Origin of the sequence: Nioella sp. MMSF_3534, from assembly GCF_030732985.1 — a bacterium.
Taxonomy (GTDB): domain Bacteria; phylum Pseudomonadota; class Alphaproteobacteria; order Rhodobacterales; family Rhodobacteraceae; genus Nioella.
On the sequence record NZ_JASHJX010000007.1, the window covers coordinates 62,644 to 81,096 of the forward strand.

General features: G+C 63.5%; 16 protein-coding genes. 11 read left to right on the top strand and 5 right to left on the bottom strand.

Features of this window, described 5'->3' with window-relative positions:
- Positions 1-7: 7 nt before the first annotated feature.
- From RBB16_RS04715 to RBB16_RS04745, 7 genes are all read left to right on the top strand, one after another.
- On the top strand, positions 8-973 hold the full coding sequence (locus tag RBB16_RS04715) for a tripartite tricarboxylate transporter substrate binding protein (RefSeq protein WP_306045064.1): 966 nt from the start codon (positions 8-10) through the stop codon (positions 971-973).
- Positions 974-997: 24 nt separating this feature from the next.
- Positions 998-1,501 (top strand): tripartite tricarboxylate transporter TctB family protein, encoded by a 504-nt coding sequence (locus RBB16_RS04720; protein ID WP_306045065.1) that lies wholly within the window; start codon positions 998-1,000, stop codon positions 1,499-1,501.
- 5 nt (positions 1,502-1,506) lie between these two features.
- A complete protein-coding gene (locus RBB16_RS04725; protein WP_306045066.1) occupies positions 1,507-3,018 on the top strand; it encodes a tripartite tricarboxylate transporter permease in 1,512 nt (503 codons plus the stop codon).
- A complete protein-coding gene (locus RBB16_RS04730; protein ID WP_306045067.1) occupies positions 3,011-4,891 on the top strand; it encodes a thiamine pyrophosphate-dependent enzyme in 1,881 nt (626 codons plus the stop codon). The genes RBB16_RS04725 and RBB16_RS04730 overlap by 8 nt, the downstream gene beginning before the upstream one ends.
- 8 nt (positions 4,892-4,899) lie before the next feature.
- On the top strand, positions 4,900-6,351 hold the full coding sequence (locus tag RBB16_RS04735; RefSeq protein WP_306045068.1) for an NAD-dependent succinate-semialdehyde dehydrogenase: 1,452 nt from the start codon (positions 4,900-4,902) through the stop codon (positions 6,349-6,351).
- Positions 6,348-8,081 carry an IlvD/Edd family dehydratase gene (locus RBB16_RS04740; RefSeq protein ID WP_306045069.1) on the top strand — a complete coding sequence of 578 codons (1,734 nt, stop codon included), beginning with the start codon at positions 6,348-6,350 and terminating at the stop codon, positions 8,079-8,081. The genes RBB16_RS04735 and RBB16_RS04740 overlap by 4 nt, the downstream gene beginning before the upstream one ends.
- Positions 8,082-8,225: 144 nt before the next feature.
- Entirely contained in the window at positions 8,226-8,573 is a 348-nt protein-coding gene (locus RBB16_RS04745; RefSeq protein ID WP_306045070.1) for a hypothetical protein, read from the top strand.
- On the opposite strand, the gene RBB16_RS04750 is transcribed toward RBB16_RS04745, so the two are convergent.
- Positions 8,560-9,738 carry an acetoin utilization protein AcuC gene (locus RBB16_RS04750; protein WP_306045071.1) on the bottom strand — a complete coding sequence of 393 codons (1,179 nt, stop codon included), beginning with the start codon at positions 9,736-9,738 and terminating at the stop codon, positions 8,560-8,562. The two genes, RBB16_RS04745 and RBB16_RS04750, sit on opposite strands and share 14 nt — an antisense overlap.
- 186 nt (positions 9,739-9,924) lie before the next feature.
- Here RBB16_RS04750 and RBB16_RS04755 point away from each other — a divergent pair, with 186 nt between their 5' ends.
- The 3 genes from RBB16_RS04755 to RBB16_RS04765 are packed head-to-tail and all read left to right on the top strand — an operon-like array spanning position 9,925 to position 11,484.
- A complete protein-coding gene (locus tag RBB16_RS04755) occupies positions 9,925-10,332 on the top strand; it encodes an NUDIX hydrolase (RefSeq protein ID WP_306045072.1) in 408 nt (135 codons plus the stop codon).
- A 59-nt stretch (positions 10,333-10,391) separates the two neighbouring features.
- Entirely contained in the window at positions 10,392-10,826 is a 435-nt protein-coding gene (locus RBB16_RS04760; RefSeq protein ID WP_306045073.1) for a DUF1178 family protein, read from the top strand.
- Position 10,827: 1 nt separating this feature from the next.
- Entirely contained in the window at positions 10,828-11,484 is a 657-nt protein-coding gene (locus RBB16_RS04765; protein WP_306045074.1) for an SDR family oxidoreductase, read from the top strand.
- On the opposite strand, the gene RBB16_RS04770 is transcribed toward RBB16_RS04765, so the two are convergent.
- On the bottom strand, positions 11,478-13,895 hold the full coding sequence (locus RBB16_RS04770) for a glycosyltransferase family 2 protein (RefSeq protein WP_306045075.1): 2,418 nt from the start codon (positions 13,893-13,895) through the stop codon (positions 11,478-11,480). The two genes, RBB16_RS04765 and RBB16_RS04770, sit on opposite strands and share 7 nt — an antisense overlap.
- 355 nt (positions 13,896-14,250) lie before the next feature.
- Here RBB16_RS04770 and RBB16_RS04775 point away from each other — a divergent pair, with 355 nt between their 5' ends.
- On the top strand, positions 14,251-14,622 hold the full coding sequence (locus RBB16_RS04775) for a hypothetical protein (RefSeq protein ID WP_306045076.1): 372 nt from the start codon (positions 14,251-14,253) through the stop codon (positions 14,620-14,622).
- A 165-nt stretch (positions 14,623-14,787) separates the two neighbouring features.
- On the opposite strand, the gene RBB16_RS04780 is transcribed toward RBB16_RS04775, so the two are convergent.
- The 3 genes from RBB16_RS04780 to RBB16_RS04790 all read right to left on the bottom strand — a co-directional run bounded on the left by RBB16_RS04780 (position 14,788) and on the right by RBB16_RS04790 (position 18,430).
- A complete protein-coding gene (locus RBB16_RS04780; RefSeq protein WP_306045077.1) occupies positions 14,788-15,696 on the bottom strand; it encodes a DUF2927 domain-containing protein in 909 nt (302 codons plus the stop codon).
- A gap of 261 nt (positions 15,697-15,957) precedes the next feature.
- Positions 15,958-17,703 carry an ABC transporter ATP-binding protein gene (locus RBB16_RS04785; RefSeq protein ID WP_306045078.1) on the bottom strand — a complete coding sequence of 582 codons (1,746 nt, stop codon included), beginning with the start codon at positions 17,701-17,703 and terminating at the stop codon, positions 15,958-15,960.
- Positions 17,696-18,430, bottom strand: a complete 735-nt coding sequence (locus RBB16_RS04790) for a tyrosine-protein phosphatase (RefSeq protein ID WP_306045079.1) — start codon at positions 18,428-18,430, stop codon at positions 17,696-17,698. The genes RBB16_RS04785 and RBB16_RS04790 overlap by 8 nt, the downstream gene beginning before the upstream one ends.
- Between the last annotated feature and the right edge of the window lie 23 nt (positions 18,431-18,453).

Sequence of the window (18,453 nt, forward strand, 5' to 3'; positions counted from 1 at the left end):
AAAGACAATGACAAAGATCAAGACATTGCGCAGAGCCACAACCGGCCTGCTGGCCGCCGCAGCGATGAGCTTCGCCGGGACCGCTCAGGCGGAGTTCCCCGACCGGCCGATCGAGATGACCATCCTGTTCGGTGGCACCGCGAACTCCATCGCGCAGCTTCTGACCGACCTGATGTCGCAGGAAATGAGCCAGCCAATCGTGCCCGTAAGCCGGACCGGCGGCGGTGGCGCGGTCGGTTATTCCTACGTGGTGAACACGCCCGCGGATGGCTACAACATCGTCTGGAACTCCAATTCCATCAACACCGGCAATCACATGGGCCGGATCGACTTCAACTACGAGGCCTTCACACCGATTGCGCGGGTTTCGACCGAGATCCCGGCGCTGGCGGTGAATGCGTCGACCGGTTGGGAAGATCTCTCTGACATGGTCGAAGCCGTTCAGGCCTCTGGTGATGTGCTGCGCGTCGGCATTTCCGGGCGCGGGTCGTTCACCCACCTGACCTCGGCGGCGCTCTTCGATGCGCTCGGGATCGGCGAGCAGGTGGCCTATATCGCCTATGGCGACGGGCGTGCCCCGGTGGAACTGCTGGCGGAACGCATCGACGCCGCCATCCAGTGGCCCGGCCAGTTTGCCTCCTATGTCGAGGCGGGAGAGCTGAACGTGCTGGCCGTGACCGGCGATACCCGGGTCAACGTGCTGCCCGATGTGGCGACGGCGATGGAGCAGGGATATGACGTGAATATCTCGATGTGGCGCGGTCTGGCCGCCCCGGCGGGCACCCCCGATGACGTTGTTGCCGCCCTTCAGGCCGCGGCGGAAGCCGCCGTCATGAGCGACACCTTCCAGGAAGCATCGGGCAATATCGGCTTTACACCGGCCTTCCTGCCCGCCGCAGAATTCGGTGCGCTGATCGCCGAGGACGATGCCTTCTATGGCGCGTTGCTGACCGAACTCGGCATGGCCCAATAAGCCGGAACAGCAGGAGACGTATCAATGACCAACAGTGCAAAAGACGTGGCCCTGAGCCTGAGCCTGCTGGCGCTTTCGGCGGTCTGGACCTGGCTGGTCATTGATACGATCCCGACGGGCTGGGGGCATGGCGACATCGGACCAAGAGCCTTTCCCATGGTGCTCGGGATCATTCTCGGGGGGCTTTGCATCCTGCTGCTGATCCGAACCTATCTGCTGGGTCGAACCCCGGCAGGCAAGGCAGGCACGGGCGATGTGGATGCCATAGAAGAGGCGTCCTCCGAACGTTGGGGATCCATGATCCTCGTGGCTGTCGAAATCTCTGCCTACGGGTTTCTCTTGCAGAAACTCGGCTTCCTGATCGCCACCCCCATTCTCATCCTGTTCGTGCTGGTCATCCATCTGCGCCTGAGATCGTGGAAAACGATCCTTGGCATGACCCTTGGCATGACACTCGGCTGCTGGCTGTTCTTCGAGAAGCTTCTCGGGATCTACCTGGCCAATGGCAGCTGGTTCAATATCGGATAACCGCCATGGAAATCTTCCTTCAAGCTCTTGCGTCTGCCATGACGCCCATGGCCATTGCCTCGATCGGTCTTGGGGCATTGATCGGGCTGATCTTCGGCTCGATCCCCGGACTGACCTTCACGGTCGCCTTGGCGCTGGCCTTGCCGATCACCTTCAGCATGGACCCGGTGCCCGCCATCGGCCTGCTGTTGGGCACCTATATCGGCGGCATGACCGGCGGCTCGGTCTCGGCCATCCTTCTGGGCATACCGGGTACGCCCTCGGCCGCCGCCACGGTGCTGGACGGCCATCCGATGACCAAGCAGGGCAATGCCTCCATCGCGCTTGGGACGGCTGTGATCGTCTCGGTCTTCGGCGGTGTCTTCAGCCTGATCGTGATGATCGTCTCGGTCGACCTTGTGTCGCGCGTCGCCATTTCCTTCGGCCCGGCGGAGATCTTCGCGCTCGTCCTCTTCGGCCTGTCCACGATCTGTGGCCTGTGCGGTGGATCACTCATCAAGGGGCTGATCAGCGGGGCGCTCGGCCTGATGATCATGACCATCGGCATCGACACGATTGACGGTGTGCAGCGCATGACCTTCGGCAGCGTGAACATGATGCAGGGTGTGAACCTGCTGGTGGCCATGATCGGTCTCTTTGCGGTGCCCTTCATCATCGAGGCCTTCGCGGTCAAGACCTCCATGCCGGAGAAATCCCAGAGGATCAGCCGCGTGAAGGCGGAACTGCCCTCGATTGGCCTGCTTGGCCGCAACCTGTGGCTGATGATCAAATGTTCGGTGATGGGCACCGGCATCGGCGCCATTCCCGGAACCGGCGGCGCCATCGCCTCTTTCCTGGCCTATGATCACGCCAAGCGGTTCTCCAAGAAGCCCGAGAGTTTCGGCAAGGGCAATATCGAGGGTGTGGTCGCGCCCGAGACCGCCAACAACGCGGTCACGGGTGGCACACTGATCCCGCTTCTGTCGCTTGGTATTCCCGGCGATCCGGCCACGGCCATCGTGCTGGCGGGCCTGATGATCCACGGTATCACCCCCGGTCCGGCGCTGTTCATGAACCATGCGGGCGAGGTCTATGGCATGTATGTCGCCGTGGTGCTGGCCTATCTGTGGGTGCTTGGTCTGCAACTGATGGGCATCCGCCTGTTCGTGCATGTGCTGAAGATCCCCCGCGAACTGTTGGCGGTTGCCGTTCTGGTGCTCTGCGCCATCGGGGCCTTTTCGATCCGCAACAGCGTCTTCGACATCTACGCCATGGGGGCGATCGGGGTTGCGGCCTATGTGCTGGTCTCGTTCCGGGTGCCGATCACGCCGATCATCCTTGGCATGGTGCTGGGGCCGACGCTGGAAAACGAGTTCCGCACCGCGATGATGCTGTCCATGGGCGATCCCGAGATCTTCTACAGCTCGCCCACGGTGCTGATTTTCTTCTCTCTCGCCTTACTGGTGATCGGTCTTCAGGCCGTGAGCGAATTCAAGGCCAAGAAACAACCCAAGAACGAGGTCAAAGCCGATGCTTGACGAAACCGAAAAGAACGATCCCGTCGCCCGCGAAATCCGCGCCCGCGCCGTCCGGTTGGCAAAGGCCGACGTGGACATGACCTTTGGCGGGGGGATCGTCGAACTGACGCTGTCGGAGGCGTTGATCGTCGGCCTTCTGAAGCAGGGGGTGACCCAGTATTACGCGATCTTCGGCCATGGCTCGACCGATCTGGGCGAGGTGCTGCGCATCTATCACGAGGAAGGCGTCGTGAATGTCGTCAACTGCCGCAACGAGGTGGAGATGGCCCATGCCGCAACCGCCCATGCCTGGGTGACGGGCAACACGCCCGCAGTCGTTACCTCCATCGGGCCGGGGGGCTTGCAGGCGATGGCGGGCTCGCTCGCCGCCGCGTCGAACGGGGTTGGCGTCTACCACATCTACGGGGACGAGACGACGCGCGGCGAAGGCTACAACATGCAGCAGGTGCCGAAGCCCGAACAGGGGATTTTCGGCAAGATGGGCGCGCTGATGGGGCAATCCTACACGCTGCACACGCCCGGCGCGTTGCGCGAATGCCTGCGGCGGGGCACGGCCTGCGTGCATCACCCCTACAAGGCGGGGCCGTTCTACATCCTCTTGCCGATCAACACCCAGCCCGAGCGCGTGAAGGTCAACACCGGCACCCTTCCGGGGCGCAGCGCGCAGCCCGCGCTGGTGCCCGCGACCCCGGATGCCTTTGCTGAAGCCGCAGGTATTCTACGCACGGTCGAAAAGGTCACGATCAAGGCCGGGGGCGGCACCCGCAAACATCATGAGGCGCTGCGCGAGTTCGCCACGCGGATCGGCGCGCCGGTGGTGCTGTCGCCCGGATCGACCGGCGTGATGATGGATGCCCATGTGCAGAATATGCATGTGGGCGGGTCCAAGGGCTCGATCAGCGGCAACCACGCGATGGAACAGGCCGAGGCGGTGGTCATCATCGGCAGCCGGGGGGTGTGCCAGGCCGATTGTTCAGGCGCGGGCTATCCCAATGCCAAGGCCGTCATCAACATCAACGGCGATTTTGACGACCTCGATCACTACGCCAACACCGTGGGCCTGCCGGGTGACATCAGCGCCGTGATCGGCAAGCTGCTAAAGCATCTGGGTGATGGCACGGGGGCCGAGCTGCGCACCGACTGGTTACGCGCCTGCGAGGCCAGGAAGGACGAATGGACCCGCTTCAAGGCGGAACGGACCGGGGCCGCGCCGATCATGGACGCGGTCTGGAAGGTGCCCGTCCTGACACAGCCCGCCGCCATCCACACCGTGTCCTCCTTCGCCAACCGCGTTGGTGCGATCAAGTTCTTCGACGCGGGCGACGTGCAGGCCAACGGGTTCCAGATCGTCGAGGATGACATGCCGGGCCAGACCTACACCGAAACCGGGGCGAGCTTCATGGGCTTTTCCGGGTCCGCGCTGCTTGGGCTGGCGGGGGAAACCGATGCGCCCTACGGCATCGCCTTCACCGGCGACGGGTCGTTCATGATGAACCCGCAGATCCTGATCGACGCGGTGGAACATGGCGTTCGGGGCATGATCGCGCTTTTCGACAACCGGCGCATGGCGGCGATCACCGGGCTTCAGTACGACCAGTACGGGCGAGAGTTCAAAACCAACGACTCCGTTGCCGTGGATTACGCCGCGATGGCGGGCGCCGTGTCGGGCGTGCGGGCGATTTATGCGGGCACGACCAAGGCCAGCCTCAACGCCGCGCTGGACAATGCCTTCTCCCATGACGGGCTGTCACTGGTCCATATCCCGGTCTACGCGGGGCGCGATCCGATCGCGTCAATGGGGGCCTATGGCTCGTGGAATGTCGGCAACTGGGTGGATGACGTCCAGGCGGCTTACCTGAACTCGAAGATTTGAGGGACAATATGTATCAAGATCTCGACCTCTATATCAAAGGGGAATGGCGCCCCGCATCGGATGGCCAGACCAAACCGGTTACAGATCCCGCGACCGAGGACGCGCTTGGCACCATCGCCATGGCGACCGAGGCCGACGTGGATGCCGCCCTGAAGGCCGCGAAGGAGGGCTTCGCCGTCTGGAAACGCACCGGAACCTGGGACCGCGCCGCCAAGATCCGCCGCGCGGCGGACCTGATCCGCGAACGGGCGGATCAGATCGCCACGCTCATGTCGCTGGAAACCGGCAAGCCCAAGGCCGAGGCGCTTGGCGAAACCGGCGCGGCGGCGGATCAATTCGAGTGGTATTCCGAGGAAACCAAGCGTCTCTACGGCCAGATCATCGAGGCACGCACGCCCGACAGCCGCATGTCGGTGATCTACCAGCCCGTGGGCGTGGTTGCGGCCTTTTCCGCGTGGAACTTCCCCGCGCTTCTGCCCGCGCGAAAAATCGCGGCGGCGCTTGGGGCGGGCTGTTCCATCATCATCAAGCCCGCAGGTGAAACACCCGCCTCCTGCGCGGCGCTGGTGCAGGCCTGTCACGACGCGGGGATTCCGGCTGGCGTGGTCAACTTCGTCACTGGAAACTCCGGCGCAATTGCGGAGCAGTTGATCCGGTCCCCCATCGTCAAGAAGGTCTCGGTCACCGGGTCCGTGCCCGTGGGCAAGCAGATCCTCGCGCTGGCCGCTGAAGGGGTGAAGAAGGTCTCGATGGAACTGGGCGGGCATGGTCCCGTGGTGGTCTTCAAGGATTTCGATCCCGTAAAGGCCGCCGAGGTCTGCGCGCCCACCAAGTTCCGCAACTGCGGGCAGGTCTGCATCTCGCCGACCCGCTTCTATGTCCACGAATCCCGCTATGAGGACTTCGCGGGCCGCTTCGCTGACATTGCCAAGGGGCTGAAGATCGGCACCGGGCTGGAAGAGGGTGTTCAGGTCGGCCCGATGGCCAACCGCCGCGGGGTGGAGACCATCCGCAGGGTGACCGAGGATGCCGTGTCGAAAGGCGCCGATCTGCTGGCCGGGGGGCGCGTGCCCGATGGCCGCAACCAGGGCTATTTCTTCGAGCCCACGGTTCTGGGCCGGGTGCCGGACAGCGCGATGGTGATGACCGAGGAACCCTTCGGCCCCATTGCTCCGATCACCACTTTCACCGATTACGACGAGGTGATGGAGCGCGCCAATGCGCTGCCCTTCGGGCTCGCGGGCTATGTGTTCACCAACGATCTCGGCCTGGCCACGCGCGCCTCCGAGGATCTGGAGCTTGGCATGGTCGGGGTGAACGAAATGCTGCTGGCCACGGCAGAGGCCCCGTTCGGCGGCATCAAGGAAAGCGGCATGGGGCGCGAGGGCGGATCGCTCGGCGTCCATGACTATCTGAACCCCAAATACATCAAGACCAAGCTGCCGGAGTTGGGCGCATGAGCGACAAGAAGGACCAGGGCTTCGCCCGCGGGCTGACAAACTACGGGGACCGGGATTTCTCGGTCTACCTGCGCAACTCCTTCGCCGCCTCCATGGGCTATTCGAAGGAGGTGCTGAAGAAACCCATCGTCGGCATCGCCAACAGCTTTTCAGGCTTCAACAACTGTCACCGCCATTTCCCCGAACTGGTGGAGGCGGTGAAGCGGGGCGTTCTTCTGGGCGGCGGGTTGCCCATCGAGTTTCCGACGATCTCCCTGGGCGAGGTCTACCTCAACCCCACCAGCCTCAAGTTCCGCAACCTCATGTCCATGGACACCGAAGAGATGATCCGCGCCCAACCGATGGATGCGGTGGTTCTGCTTGGCGGCTGCGACAAGACCGTGCCCGCGCAGCTGATGGGCGCGGCCTCTGCCGATCTGCCCGCCGTGCAGCTGGTCGCCGGGCCGATGATGACCTCGCGCTACCAGGAAGAACGGCTTGGTGCCTGCACTGATTGCCGCCGCTTCTGGGGCAAGTTCCGCGCGGGCGAAGTCTCCAAGGCGCAAATTGACGATATCGAGGGGCGGCTGGCCACGACCTCGGGCACCTGCGCGGTGATGGGCACGGCCTCGACCATGGCCTGCATCGCAGAAACGCTCGGCATGTCGCTGCCCGGCACCGCCGCGATCCCGGCGGTTCATGCCGATCGCCTGCGTGCGGCCGAGGCCTCTGGCCTCGCGGCGGCGCGGATGATCGACAACCCGATCCGCCCGAGCGAGGTGATCACCGAGAAATCCGTCGAAAACGCGCTTCGGATGTTGCTGGCCGTGGGCGGGTCCACCAATGCCATCGTCCACCTCACGGCTGTGGCCGGGCGGCTTGGCATCAAGATCTCGCTCAACCGCCTGAACGAGCTGTCGGACACCACGCCGGTGCTTGTGAACCTCAAGCCGGTGGGTCAGCATTACATGGAGGATTTCTTCTTCGCCGGTGGCGCTGGCGCCGTGCTGCGCGAGTTGAAACCGCTTTTGCATCTCGACACGCTGACCGTTGCCGGCACGACGCTTGGCGACCGGCTCGAGGAGGACCCCGGCTATGTCGATCACCGCATCATCGCCAGGGCCGAGGAGCCGCTGGAACCCCAGGGCGGGCTGGTCGCGCTCTTTGGCAATCTCGCGCCGAGGGGCGCGATCCTGAAACGCTCCGCCGCCGATCCGACGCTTTTCGAGAAGGAAGGCCGCGCGGTCGTCTTCACCTCGCTGGAGGATCTGGCGAACCGCGTGGATGACCCTGATCTCGACATCACCGAGGATGACTTCATGGTGTTGCAGAATGCAGGCCCCAAAAGCGCCTCCGGCATGCCCGAGGCGGGCTACCTGCCGATCCCGAAGAAGCTGAGCTCCAGGGGCGTGAAGGACATGGTCCGCATCTCGGATGCGCGCATGTCGGGTACGGCTTTTGGCACCATCGTGCTGCATGTGGCGCCCGAGGCGTCCGTGGGCGGGCCGCTGGCCCTTGTGCGCGACGGTGACCGGATCCGCCTGTCGGTGGCGAACAAATCCATCGAGTTGCTGGTGGACGAGGACGAGCTTGCCCGCCGCCGCGCAGACTGGCAGCCGGTCAACGTCCCGCCCGAGAAACGGCGCGGCTATGACCGGCTCTATGCGGAAACCGTGCTTCAGGCCGATGCGGGATGCGATTTCGACTTCCTGCAACCGTTGGGTGAGACAGGCGGCAGAGCACCTGAATAGCATTGAACAACGTGCCCCAAGGCGATGATCCTTGGGGGCGTTCTTTCCGCGTGGCAAGGATGGGGGATTGCCCCCATGCCTTCAGCTTTCCGGTTTGCCTAGGCTCGGGTCAGACATAATGACTGACCCACGGAGCCCCTGACCATGACCCGCCTTCTTGCCGCTGCCCTGACCGCCTTGACCCTGGCCACCGCCGCCGCCCATGCCGAATGCAGGGTGATTGAATTCGCCCCCGGAACGAATTCCGCGCAGGTGCACGCAACCTCCTTTCACGCGCTGACCGAGTGTTTCTTCCTTCGCGTGCGGCCCGGTCAGGCCGCGCATGTGCGCATTATCGGTGGAACGGATACCACCTTTGACACACCAGAAACCGGCCCCGACCAGATCGACACGTCCTTCCTGCTGCAGTCCAGTTGGCTGGAGGTTTATATCAGCAAAGGGTCCGCATACCCGGATCGGGAAAACGTGATTGTCGAGTTTACCATCGACTGAGCCGCGCGGTCAGTCGCCCCAGATCGTGGCGAAGCTGGCTCTGGATCGGCCCGTCACGAGGCGCATCGCGCAGGGTGGTAAACCAGTGGTCCGGCGGGTTCTTCCCGCGCCGGGCCTTGTCCCATCTCAACGCGCGCAGAACCGCCTCAGCCTCTGGCGGCAGGCGGTCGGGGATCTCAAGACCGTTCAGGGTAGCCCAGACCCCGGTCCAGAGCCTGCCGACGGACCACGGGTTGTAGCCACCCCCGCCCAGAACCAGCAGGCGCGGGGCGTTCAGGTCCATGATTGCACTGACCACGGCCCAATGGGCGTTATTGGACAGAGTCAGGCGCGACAGCGGGTCTTCCTCGACCGCGTCCGCGCCGCATTGCAGGACGATGGCGTCAGGGCGGAAGGCGTGCAGCGCGGGCAGGATCAGGCTGTCGCGGATCAGGGCCATGTCGCTGTCATTCAACCCGCGCGGCACTGGCAGGTTGAAGCAGTTGCCACCGCCGTCGTCAGAAAGTGCGCCGGTGAACGGCCAGCGGCGGTCCTCGTGCACCGAGATCAGCAGCGTGTCGGGATCGCCGGCAAAGCCATGTTCGACCCCGTCGCAGTGATGGGCGTCGATATCGACATAGGCGATGCGCTGCGCACCTGCGCGTCGCAGGGACAGCATCGCAAGAACCGGGTCGTTGAGGTAGCAGAACCCGTTTGCCCGGTCGGGCAGGGCGTGGTGGGTGCCGCCGCCGGGATGGTAGATGACACCACCTCCAGCCAGCAGCTCGCCTGCCAGCAGGGATGCCCCTGCGGCGGTGGCGGGGCGGCGGAACATTTCGCCATAGACCGGGTTCGACACCGTGCCGATCCCGTGTCGGTCGCGGGTCTCCGGGCTGACCTCTTGCCGGGCCTCGGCCTCTTGCAGGGCAGAGAGATAGTCGGGTGTATGCCAGATCGTCAGCGCGGCGGGCTTGGCACGAGGGCTGTTTCGGTATTGGCCGGGTGGCAGCCAGCCCAAGGCGCGCGACAGGTCCATGACGGTCGATACACGCGGCACCCGCAGGGGATGATGCGCACCGTAAGAGGAATGCCGGTATATCTCGGAGCCGAAGAACAGCGGCCGGGTTTCCCCGTCGGACGGGCCTTGCGGGGGATCGGTATCGGTTATGCGTGATTTTCCGGCCATTGTCCGAAAAGACTTCGCGCCCAATGGCCGCAATTCAAGCCCTTCTGTTTGCGATCCCGGAATTTCCGCTTAGATTGATGGTTGAGCAGCATCGTCACGACAAGAGGCACCCAAGCGCAGATGGGAAGCTTTCGAACATATCAAGCGCCCATGCGACTGGACGGCGCGGGAAAGCGCGAGCCGCGAATGCAGTTCGCCGCGCTGCCGTTCCGGCGCAGGAAGTCCGAGGTTGAAATCCTGCTGATGACCAGCCGCGATACCGGGCGCTGGATCATTCCCAAGGGCTGGCCGATGGATGGCAAGACCCCGGCCGAGGCCGCCGCACAGGAAGCGTGGGAGGAAGGCGGGTTGCGCGGGGTGATCAGCGAAACCTGCGCGGGCTTCTATTCCTACACCAAGTCGCTGCCGGATGATGGCCGGACCCCTTGCATCGTTGCCGTGTTTCCGCTGGAAGTGCGCAAGCTGGAGCGAGAATTTCCCGAGGAAGGCATCCGCAAGCTGAAATGGTTTTCCCAACGCAAGGCCGCGGCCCGCGTCGATGAACCGGAACTGAAGAAAATCATTCGCAATTTCACTCCGGGAAAGTACTTGTGACACCTCTGTGACGTTGCAGGGCTTGATTCTGCACCCGCGAAGATTACTGTTTCGAGATCATGATCCGTTACACGCTCAAATGCGCCGATGGCCACAGCTTTGACAGCTGGTTCAAATCCGCCGAAGCCTTCGAGGCGCTCGAAGGGCGGGGGATGCTGTCTTGTTCCGTCTGTGGCGGCGGCGCTGTGCAAAAGGCCATGATGGCGCCGGGCGTTGCGAAATCCGCCTCGCAGCACGAAGGCACAGCACCGGTCAAGCTGTCTCAGCCGGACAACCCGATGGAAGAGGCTCTCAAGGCGTTGCGCAAACATGTGGAAGAGAACTCCACCTATGTGGGCGGCAACTTTGCCAGCGAGGCGCGCAAGATCCATCTGGGTGAGGCCCCCGACCGGCTGATCCACGGCGAGGCCAAGCCGGAAGAGGCCAAGGCACTGATCGAGGATGGCATTCCCGTCGCGCCGTTGCCGATCATCCCCAAGAGCCGGAGCACCTGACATGCGCGCAGTCGTGACCGGGGCGTCCCGTGGCATCGGATTGGAACTGGTCAGGGCGCTGTCGGCGCGCGGCGATGAGGTTATGGGCACCTGCCGCGATGGTCAGACCCATGGCGTCGGGGCGTGGCACGCACTGGATGTGACCGATCCGGGTTCGGTCGCCGCATTGGCAGACGCGCATCCTGCCCCGGTCGAACTGCTGGTGTGCAACGCGGGCGTGTATCTGGACAAGCTGCACCAGATTGATGACGGATTTCCGCCGGCGCTTTGGGCCGAGACCTTTGCCGTCAACGTGACCGGCGTGTTCCTGACGGTGCAGGCGTTGTTGCCACAACTGCGCGCCGCGTCGGGCGCGAAGATCGCCATCATCGGGTCACAGATGGGCAGCGATACACGCGCGCCGGGCGGGTCGTTCATCTACCGGGCGTCCAAGGCGGCGGCGCTGAACCTTGGGCGCAACCTTGCGGCGGAACTGCTGCCCGAGGGGATTGCAGTGGGCATCTATCATCCCGGTTGGGTGCAGACGGACATGGGCGGCACCGCGGCTGACATCACGGTGGCAGAGTCTGCAGCGGGGCTGTTGGCGCGCTTTGACGGCTTGTCTCTGGCCTCGACCGGCTGTTTCCTGACATGGGACGGGCGCGAGCACCCTTACTGAGCGGCCACCTCTGCCAGGCTGTCGCCTTCGACAAATTCGCGCAGTTCCGGGTCTTCCAGCTGCATTTCGATGGTGCGAAGCGCGCTGTCCAGCGTGGCGCGGTGCAATGCGGCCAGATCGCCATCCTGCAACATCTCGTCCATCCGGCCCTGCAGATCGCCCGACCGGATCGACGCATCTTCACAGGAATTGAGATCGAACTTGTCCCAGTAGCCCAGGTCGATCCGGCTTTTGTCCTTGGAATTGGCGGTGCCGCGCAGGCGTTTGAGCAGGAACTCCTCGCGGCTCTTGATCGCGTAGTGGTTCATCTGCGCGAAATCATAGGCCACGATGTTCTTGTTGGACCGCCAGCCGCCACGCAGGTATTTCTCGCCCATGGGCTCGCCACGGGCGTTGACCCAGTTGACCTGGTCGGGGTGGATTTCGACCTTCTTTTCAAACCTAGGCCGGTGCACCCCGAAATAGTCGAAACTGGCCGGGCGGAAGAGCGTCTTGAACCCCCAGACCAGCCCGCTTTCGGGGTCCTCGACGCGACAGGCGCGGGTGAACCGCCGTGTCACCGGTTCGGGCATCATGTGCCGCTGGCCGCCAGAGCCGAAGAGCCGCCAGTTGATCGAGATTGCCTCGGTACTGTCTGGGCAGGCGTCGAGCAGCGCGTCGACGGTGCCGTCGCCCACATGGACATTGAGGAACTCATCGGCATCGGCAATCAGCACCCAGGACGCATCGCGCACCACATCCATCTGGTTGGCGCGGGAATAGGCCCGGCGCTGCGGGTCCATGCGGGGGCCGAGCGGGTTGTCGTAATGATGCACGATCCCCATCGCATCGAGCCGGTTGAGCAACAGGTTGGTGCCGTCGGTGCAGTCGTTGGAAAACAGAACGAAATCATCGAAGCCCAGGTTGCGGTAATGGGCGATCCATTCCAGCAGATAGGGGCCTTCGTTCTTCATCGTGGACAGCACCACCTTGCGCCCGTTGCCGGGGAAAGGTTGCGACAGCTTGGGGCGGATGGCGGGGGCGGCGGGTTTGTCGTCTGGCATAGCAACAGGTTCCGGTTCGGATATAGCAGCCCCGCTCTCGTCGATTACATCGCCGGTCTTGCGGGCCTTCTGGATCAGCGCGATCAGCCGGGCGCGGGTTTCCGGGGCCAGGTTGGCGGCGGGGGGCTGTTCGGGTTCGGGTTGCTTGTCCTGCCGTTCACCGGTTTCGAGATCGACCCCGGTCATCTTGGCAAGCTCTTCCGCATCGGTGGCATCCTGCCGCTTCTCGGCATTCCGGATGCCGGTGGACCGCGCGATCATCTTGGCGATGGTCTTGTTGGGCACGCCATCGGCCTGCATCTTGCGCACCAGTTCCTGGGTGTCCTTGGGCAGATGCTGGGTGAACAGCACCTCGTCCAGCTGGTCGATCCTGACCGCGCCCGCCTCTCTCAGGCTTTCGACCCATTCGTCATATTCGCCGGTGTGTCGCAGCTGGTCGACGCGGGCGGCGTGATAGGCCAGCGCCTTGTCCTGCAATGTGGCGAGCTTGGAGTCTTTCAACATCTCCGCCATCAGCGCCTTGACCTTGGGCGCGTGGCGCGCGGCGCTGACATTGGGTTCCTGCTCGTTGCGGTCGAAGATCGAGAAATAGGAGGCGTTATACTTGTCCTCCTTGTTGTTCACGTTGCCCCGCAGGCGGCGCAGCAGGTAGGCCTCGTAGCTTTTGACCGCGTAGTGGTTCAGCTCGACGAAATCATAGGACAGCGTCGGCCCGGTCGACCGCCAGCCGCTTTTCTTGAAACTTTCGGTCATCGGCTTGCCGCCGCCATTCATCCATTTCAGCGCCAGCAGCTTTTCGACCTGCCCTTCCTTCGACGCCTTGTGCTTGATCGAGGGACGGTGGATGCCGAATTTCATGTCGGGGAAGGGCCGCACCATCGACTTGACGCCCCAGCCCTTGCGGAACCGGTCCGGCGCGCCGTGGGTATAGCTTTCGGTCACCAGGCCGGGCCGCCAGTCCAGGATGTTGTTGGAGCCATAGAAACGCCAGGTGATCATGATGCCTTCGGTGCCATCGGGCATGGCATCGACCAGTTCCTGAACGGTGCCGTCACCAAGCTTGATGTTGACGAATTCATCGGCATCCATCGTCAGAACCCAGTCGGACCCGCAAATCTCCGGGTTCTTTCCGGCAAGCCACAGCGCATGCGGCTGCGGTTTCTTGCCCTTTGGCACCTCGTTGCGGAAATGCTGGCAGTAGCCCATCTCCTGCAACCGGATCAGCATGTCGTCGGTGCCGTCCTGGCAGTTGTTGGTGTAGACGCAGATGTTATCGAAGCCGATCAGGTGGTGATAGGCCACCCATTCCAGAAGGCAGTGGCCCTCGTCCTTCATCATCGACAGGATCGTAAACCTGTGCTTCGGCATGAACTGCCCCCTGGGCGCGTGCCCGTTACTCGTATCCTCATGCCGGGCCGTCTGGCGGGGCCGGTCATTCGCGTTGTCGCGGATTAAAGCGCATATCGGGTTGAAATGCGAGGGGCAGCATGCGGTCGGTTCCAATTGGAACCATTTTTCCTGTCACAAGAGGTGGGATGATCACTCTCTCGTGATGAGCAAAAACTTTCCGTCGCGAAAAGTTGTGTGCGCAAATGCGCAGAACTCTCTGCCGGTTTCGCCGTTTTGGTCGGCTGAAACCGGGCCTATCTGCTTCCTCACAAGGCGGGTCGCACCGCCGCCACAACACCGCAAACAGACATATGACACTCGAAAGGAAAGACCCATGAAAACCCTCGCAATCACCGCTTCGCTCGTTGCCGCCCTGTCCGCACCGGCCTTCGCGAACGATAACCTTGCCGCTTCCGTCGGCGTGGAAGCAGGCCAGTATTCCCTGGCTGAACTGATCCAGCTGCGCGACGCATTGGAAAGCGATGACCGGGCCGAAGCAGCCTTTATCCTGAATGGAGCTGCAAACCACGTCGACGGATCGGTCGCCTATGAGGCCCGCCTGCGTCAGGCCGAGGAAGACGGCGACTTCGCCATCGCATCCTACCTGCGCAACAGCGGCACGGAAGTGATCTCGACCCAGAGCTTTGGCATGAACGAAACCGCCGCCCGCATCTTCGCGGAACTGGCAGCCGCCGACGACAACTAAGACCCGGGCGGGCCGGATCGGCCTGCCCTGACCGCCCCATCCCTGACCGTCCCCCTGTTCATGATCCGACCCCTCCCCAAGCGGATCACCCATGGATGCGGTGCGGTGAACCGGTCCCGACGCGAAAGCGCCGGGGCCGGTTTGCGTTTTGAAGCCGGACCCGGATCAGCCTGTGGACAGCACCGTGCGCGCCAGAGCCTCGACATAGTCATCGACCGTTCCGGCAGACATGCCGCAGCGCAGGCTGTCATGGTAGAGCATCCGAAGCAGCAGCTCGTCATGGCGGGTCAGTACGCCGAATTCCTCATCATCGTTGAAGATAGACGGCCACGCCTCGGGGCTGTCATTGGCAAGCCCCATACCTTGTGCCAGCTCCTCTTCAATACAGGACCGGCGCATCAGGGGCGGGTGTTCGGCGCGCACGATGGCGATGGCCTGCTGATAGCCATCAGCGGGATTGGCACCGGGGATGGCCACGACCATGCAGAACGTATTGGGCCGCATCCGCAGGATCGCCCCCTGGGCCGCGCGGCTGAGCCCCGGCGCGATCTGTTGCAGGACCGAACGGGCATTGGCACGTTCCTCGTCATTGAGGATCAACACGTGAAAATTGGGGTTGGACCCAACCACGCGGATCGGGTGCCCGCTGGCCCGTTGCAGCCGTTGCGCCACGCTTTGCACCGTGGACAGGTCGCGCTGCTGCTGCGGGCCGCTCACGGACGGGCCGAAATGCACGCCCAGGCGAATGGGCTGTTCCCACCGCCGAAGGGCCGATGTACCCCCACCCTGAGCCGTGCCGCCACCGCGAAGGGAGTATTCCGACCGCATCGCAATCACCATGAAGTTGCGCGCCAGGGTCTCTGCATCAATACCGACGATCCGTCGTTCCTGCCGCAAGCGCCCCTGCGACACCAGTTGATGTTCAAGTTGCTGGTAGTAGCTGGCCAGTTGGATGACTGATTGATGCTGTGCTGATGCGCCCGTCGCCCCAAGGGCGCAGGCCGCGCAAGCGGTGAGGCAAAGGATCAGTCGGGCAAGCGCGCCCCTGCCGGGCGTGTTGCGGGTAAAGATCATGTCTGTCTCCGGCACATGGGTCGGGATCGGCACCGGCGAGCGATCCGGGCCTTTGAAAATCAGTGTTCTGGGGCGCTTTCAGACTGTCAACCGCTGAGCGGAAATTGTGAACGCACGGAAAAGCGGCCTGTCTGCTCGCAGGAATGCTAAACCTTTGGTGGAAATCGAGAAAACGGATGATATCGGCGCAAACCGCTTATCATCACTTTTTGGGGTTTCTCTGGAAAAGACGTAGATGGGGAAGAATCGGCGGGGTGCGGGTTATAGCGACGTCGTCACCCCGGCGCTTTGCAACTGGTGCAGACGCGCATAGGCCCCGCCCGCCTGCATCAGTGCTTCATGAGTGCCCTGTTCCACGACCCGGCCCTTGTCCATCACGACGATCAGGTCGGCGTCACGGATGGTGGACAGGCGATGTGCGATCACCAGCGTGGTGCGCCCCTTGGACAGGCGTGAAAGCGCCTCACCCACCAGTTTCTCGGATTGCGCATCCAGCGCCGAGGTCGGTTCATCGAGCAGCAGGATCGGCGCATCGCGCAGCATGGCGCGGGCGATGGTCACGCGCTGGCGCTGTCCGCCGGACAGACCGGACCCGCGCGGCCCGACGGGCGTGTCCAGCCCGAGGGGCAGGGTCTTGGCGAAGTCCAGAACAGACGCGGCGTCGGCAGCGGCGCGCACGTCCTCATCGCTGGCATCGAGCCGCCCAAGACGAATGTTCTGGGCAATGGTTTCGTCGAACAGCGCCTCGGCCTGCCCCACGAGCGCGATGGAATCGCGCAGGCGTTCCAGATCGGCATCGGTCGTGGTGGTGCCGCCAAGGGTAATCTGCCCCGATACCGGGTCCACAAGGCGCGACAGCAATGCGAAAACAGTGCTTTTCCCCGCGCCCGAAGGCCCGACAAGCGCGGTGGTCTTGCCCTCGGTGGCGGTGAAGCTCAGCCCTTGCAGAACCGGCGTGTCGCCATAGGCGAAATCGACCGCGTCGAACACCACATCGCCGGCGGCCAGCGGTTTTGGGGTAGCGGGCGACAGGATGGTCGGGCGCGCCTCTAGCACTTCGTAAAGCCGGTCGAGCGAGGCCATGGCGGCCTGCACATTTCCGGCCAGAGCGGACAGCCGCCGCAGCGGATCGAAGACCAGTGCCAGCGCGGTAAAGAAGGACATGAACTGCCCCACGGTCTTGTCGCCCGACATGATCTGATGCCCGCCATAGATCAGCACCGCCATGAAACCGATGGCTGCGATAATGTCGATCAGCGCCGGGTTGGCGGCCTTGCCCCGTTCCGCCCGCAACTGCGCGGCAAGGAAGCCGTTCACTTCGCGATCAAAGCGGTTGGCCTCGTGGCCTTCCAGCCGGTTGACCTTGATGGACACGATGCCATGAAAGATCTCATCAAGTTGCGTCGAGAGGCGCGAGGCGGCTTCGCGGGCGGCGCGGGTGGTCTTTCGGATCAGCTTTTGCAGGAAGGTCAGCGGGAAGATCAGCAAGGGCACGCCCGCAAGCGCCAGAAGCGCCCATTGCCAGTCCGACCAGATCATGACGGCCAGCAGCGATATGACCGAGATCGTGTCACGCCCGAGCGTCATCAGCGTGGCGCTGGCCAGTCCTTGCAGCGCCAGCGTGTCGCCGCGCACCCGTTCAATCAGCGCGCCCGGCGCGTTGTCCTGAAAGTACCGCGCGTCCAGTCCCAGCAGATGTGCCAGCAGCCGCGATTGCAGATTGGTGGTCACGCGCAGGCCGACAGTGACGATCAGCACCCGTTGCCCGAAGCCTGAAATTGCGCGCAGGATGAAAACGCCCGAGATCGCCATGGCGACCCAGGTGACCGCACCGGCGTCGCCCGCGACGAAGACCTCGTCGAACAGTGGCTGGATCAGGTAGGAAATCGCGCCAAGCGATCCGCCTTCGATCACCATCAGCAGGAAGGCCAGGACCAGCAGCGGCCAGAACTGCACCACGTGGTCCCGCCAAAGGCGGATCAGCAGGTTTGTCTTGGGCTCATTCACGGCGCAATACCCAGTCCAGCAATCGGTTTCCGCCACGGGTCTCGGTGAATCGAGCGGTCAGCGTTTCGGGATCATAGACCGTGTCGACCCAGTCCAGAAAGCCGATACCCGTCTTCTGGCGGGCATCCGCGTAGGCGGCAACAAACGCATCCAGAATGCCCGTGCGGGTGAACCGGAAATGCGCGTGTTTCCATGACAATTGCCGCGCGGCGTCGTCTGGCCCGGCCCCGTTGGACAGAAGATAAAGCACAGAGGCCAACCCGGCCCGATCGGCCCCGGATTTGCAGTGCATCAGCATCGGCTGTTCGGCTGTCTGCATCAGCGCCAGCGCTGTGTGGATCTCCTCTCGGGTCGGGGCGGAGTTGGAACTGAGCCGACCGTTCAGCAGAGTGATCCCATTGCGGGCACAGGCTTCGACCTCCAGCAGATAGCTGCCCCAGTGGTTGACGCCGCGAAAGTTCAGGATCGTGCGGATGCCCATATCCGCGAGCACGGCCACCCGTTCAGGCGAGGGCTGGTTCGACCGCCAGACGCCCGGCGCGATTTCACGGGCATTCGTCCAGAACCGCCGGACGAAACCATGATCCAGCACATTCATGTCATAGCGTGCGGCCGCGCGCGCCCCGGGGGCATCCAGATCCGCCGACCAACCTGCACGCCAACGGGACAGCGCTGCTCGGCGGCGGGCGCGGCGATTGCGCAGGGCTGTCTTGAGGGCGGGGATCACGGGGGCAGGCGCCTCGGGCTGGT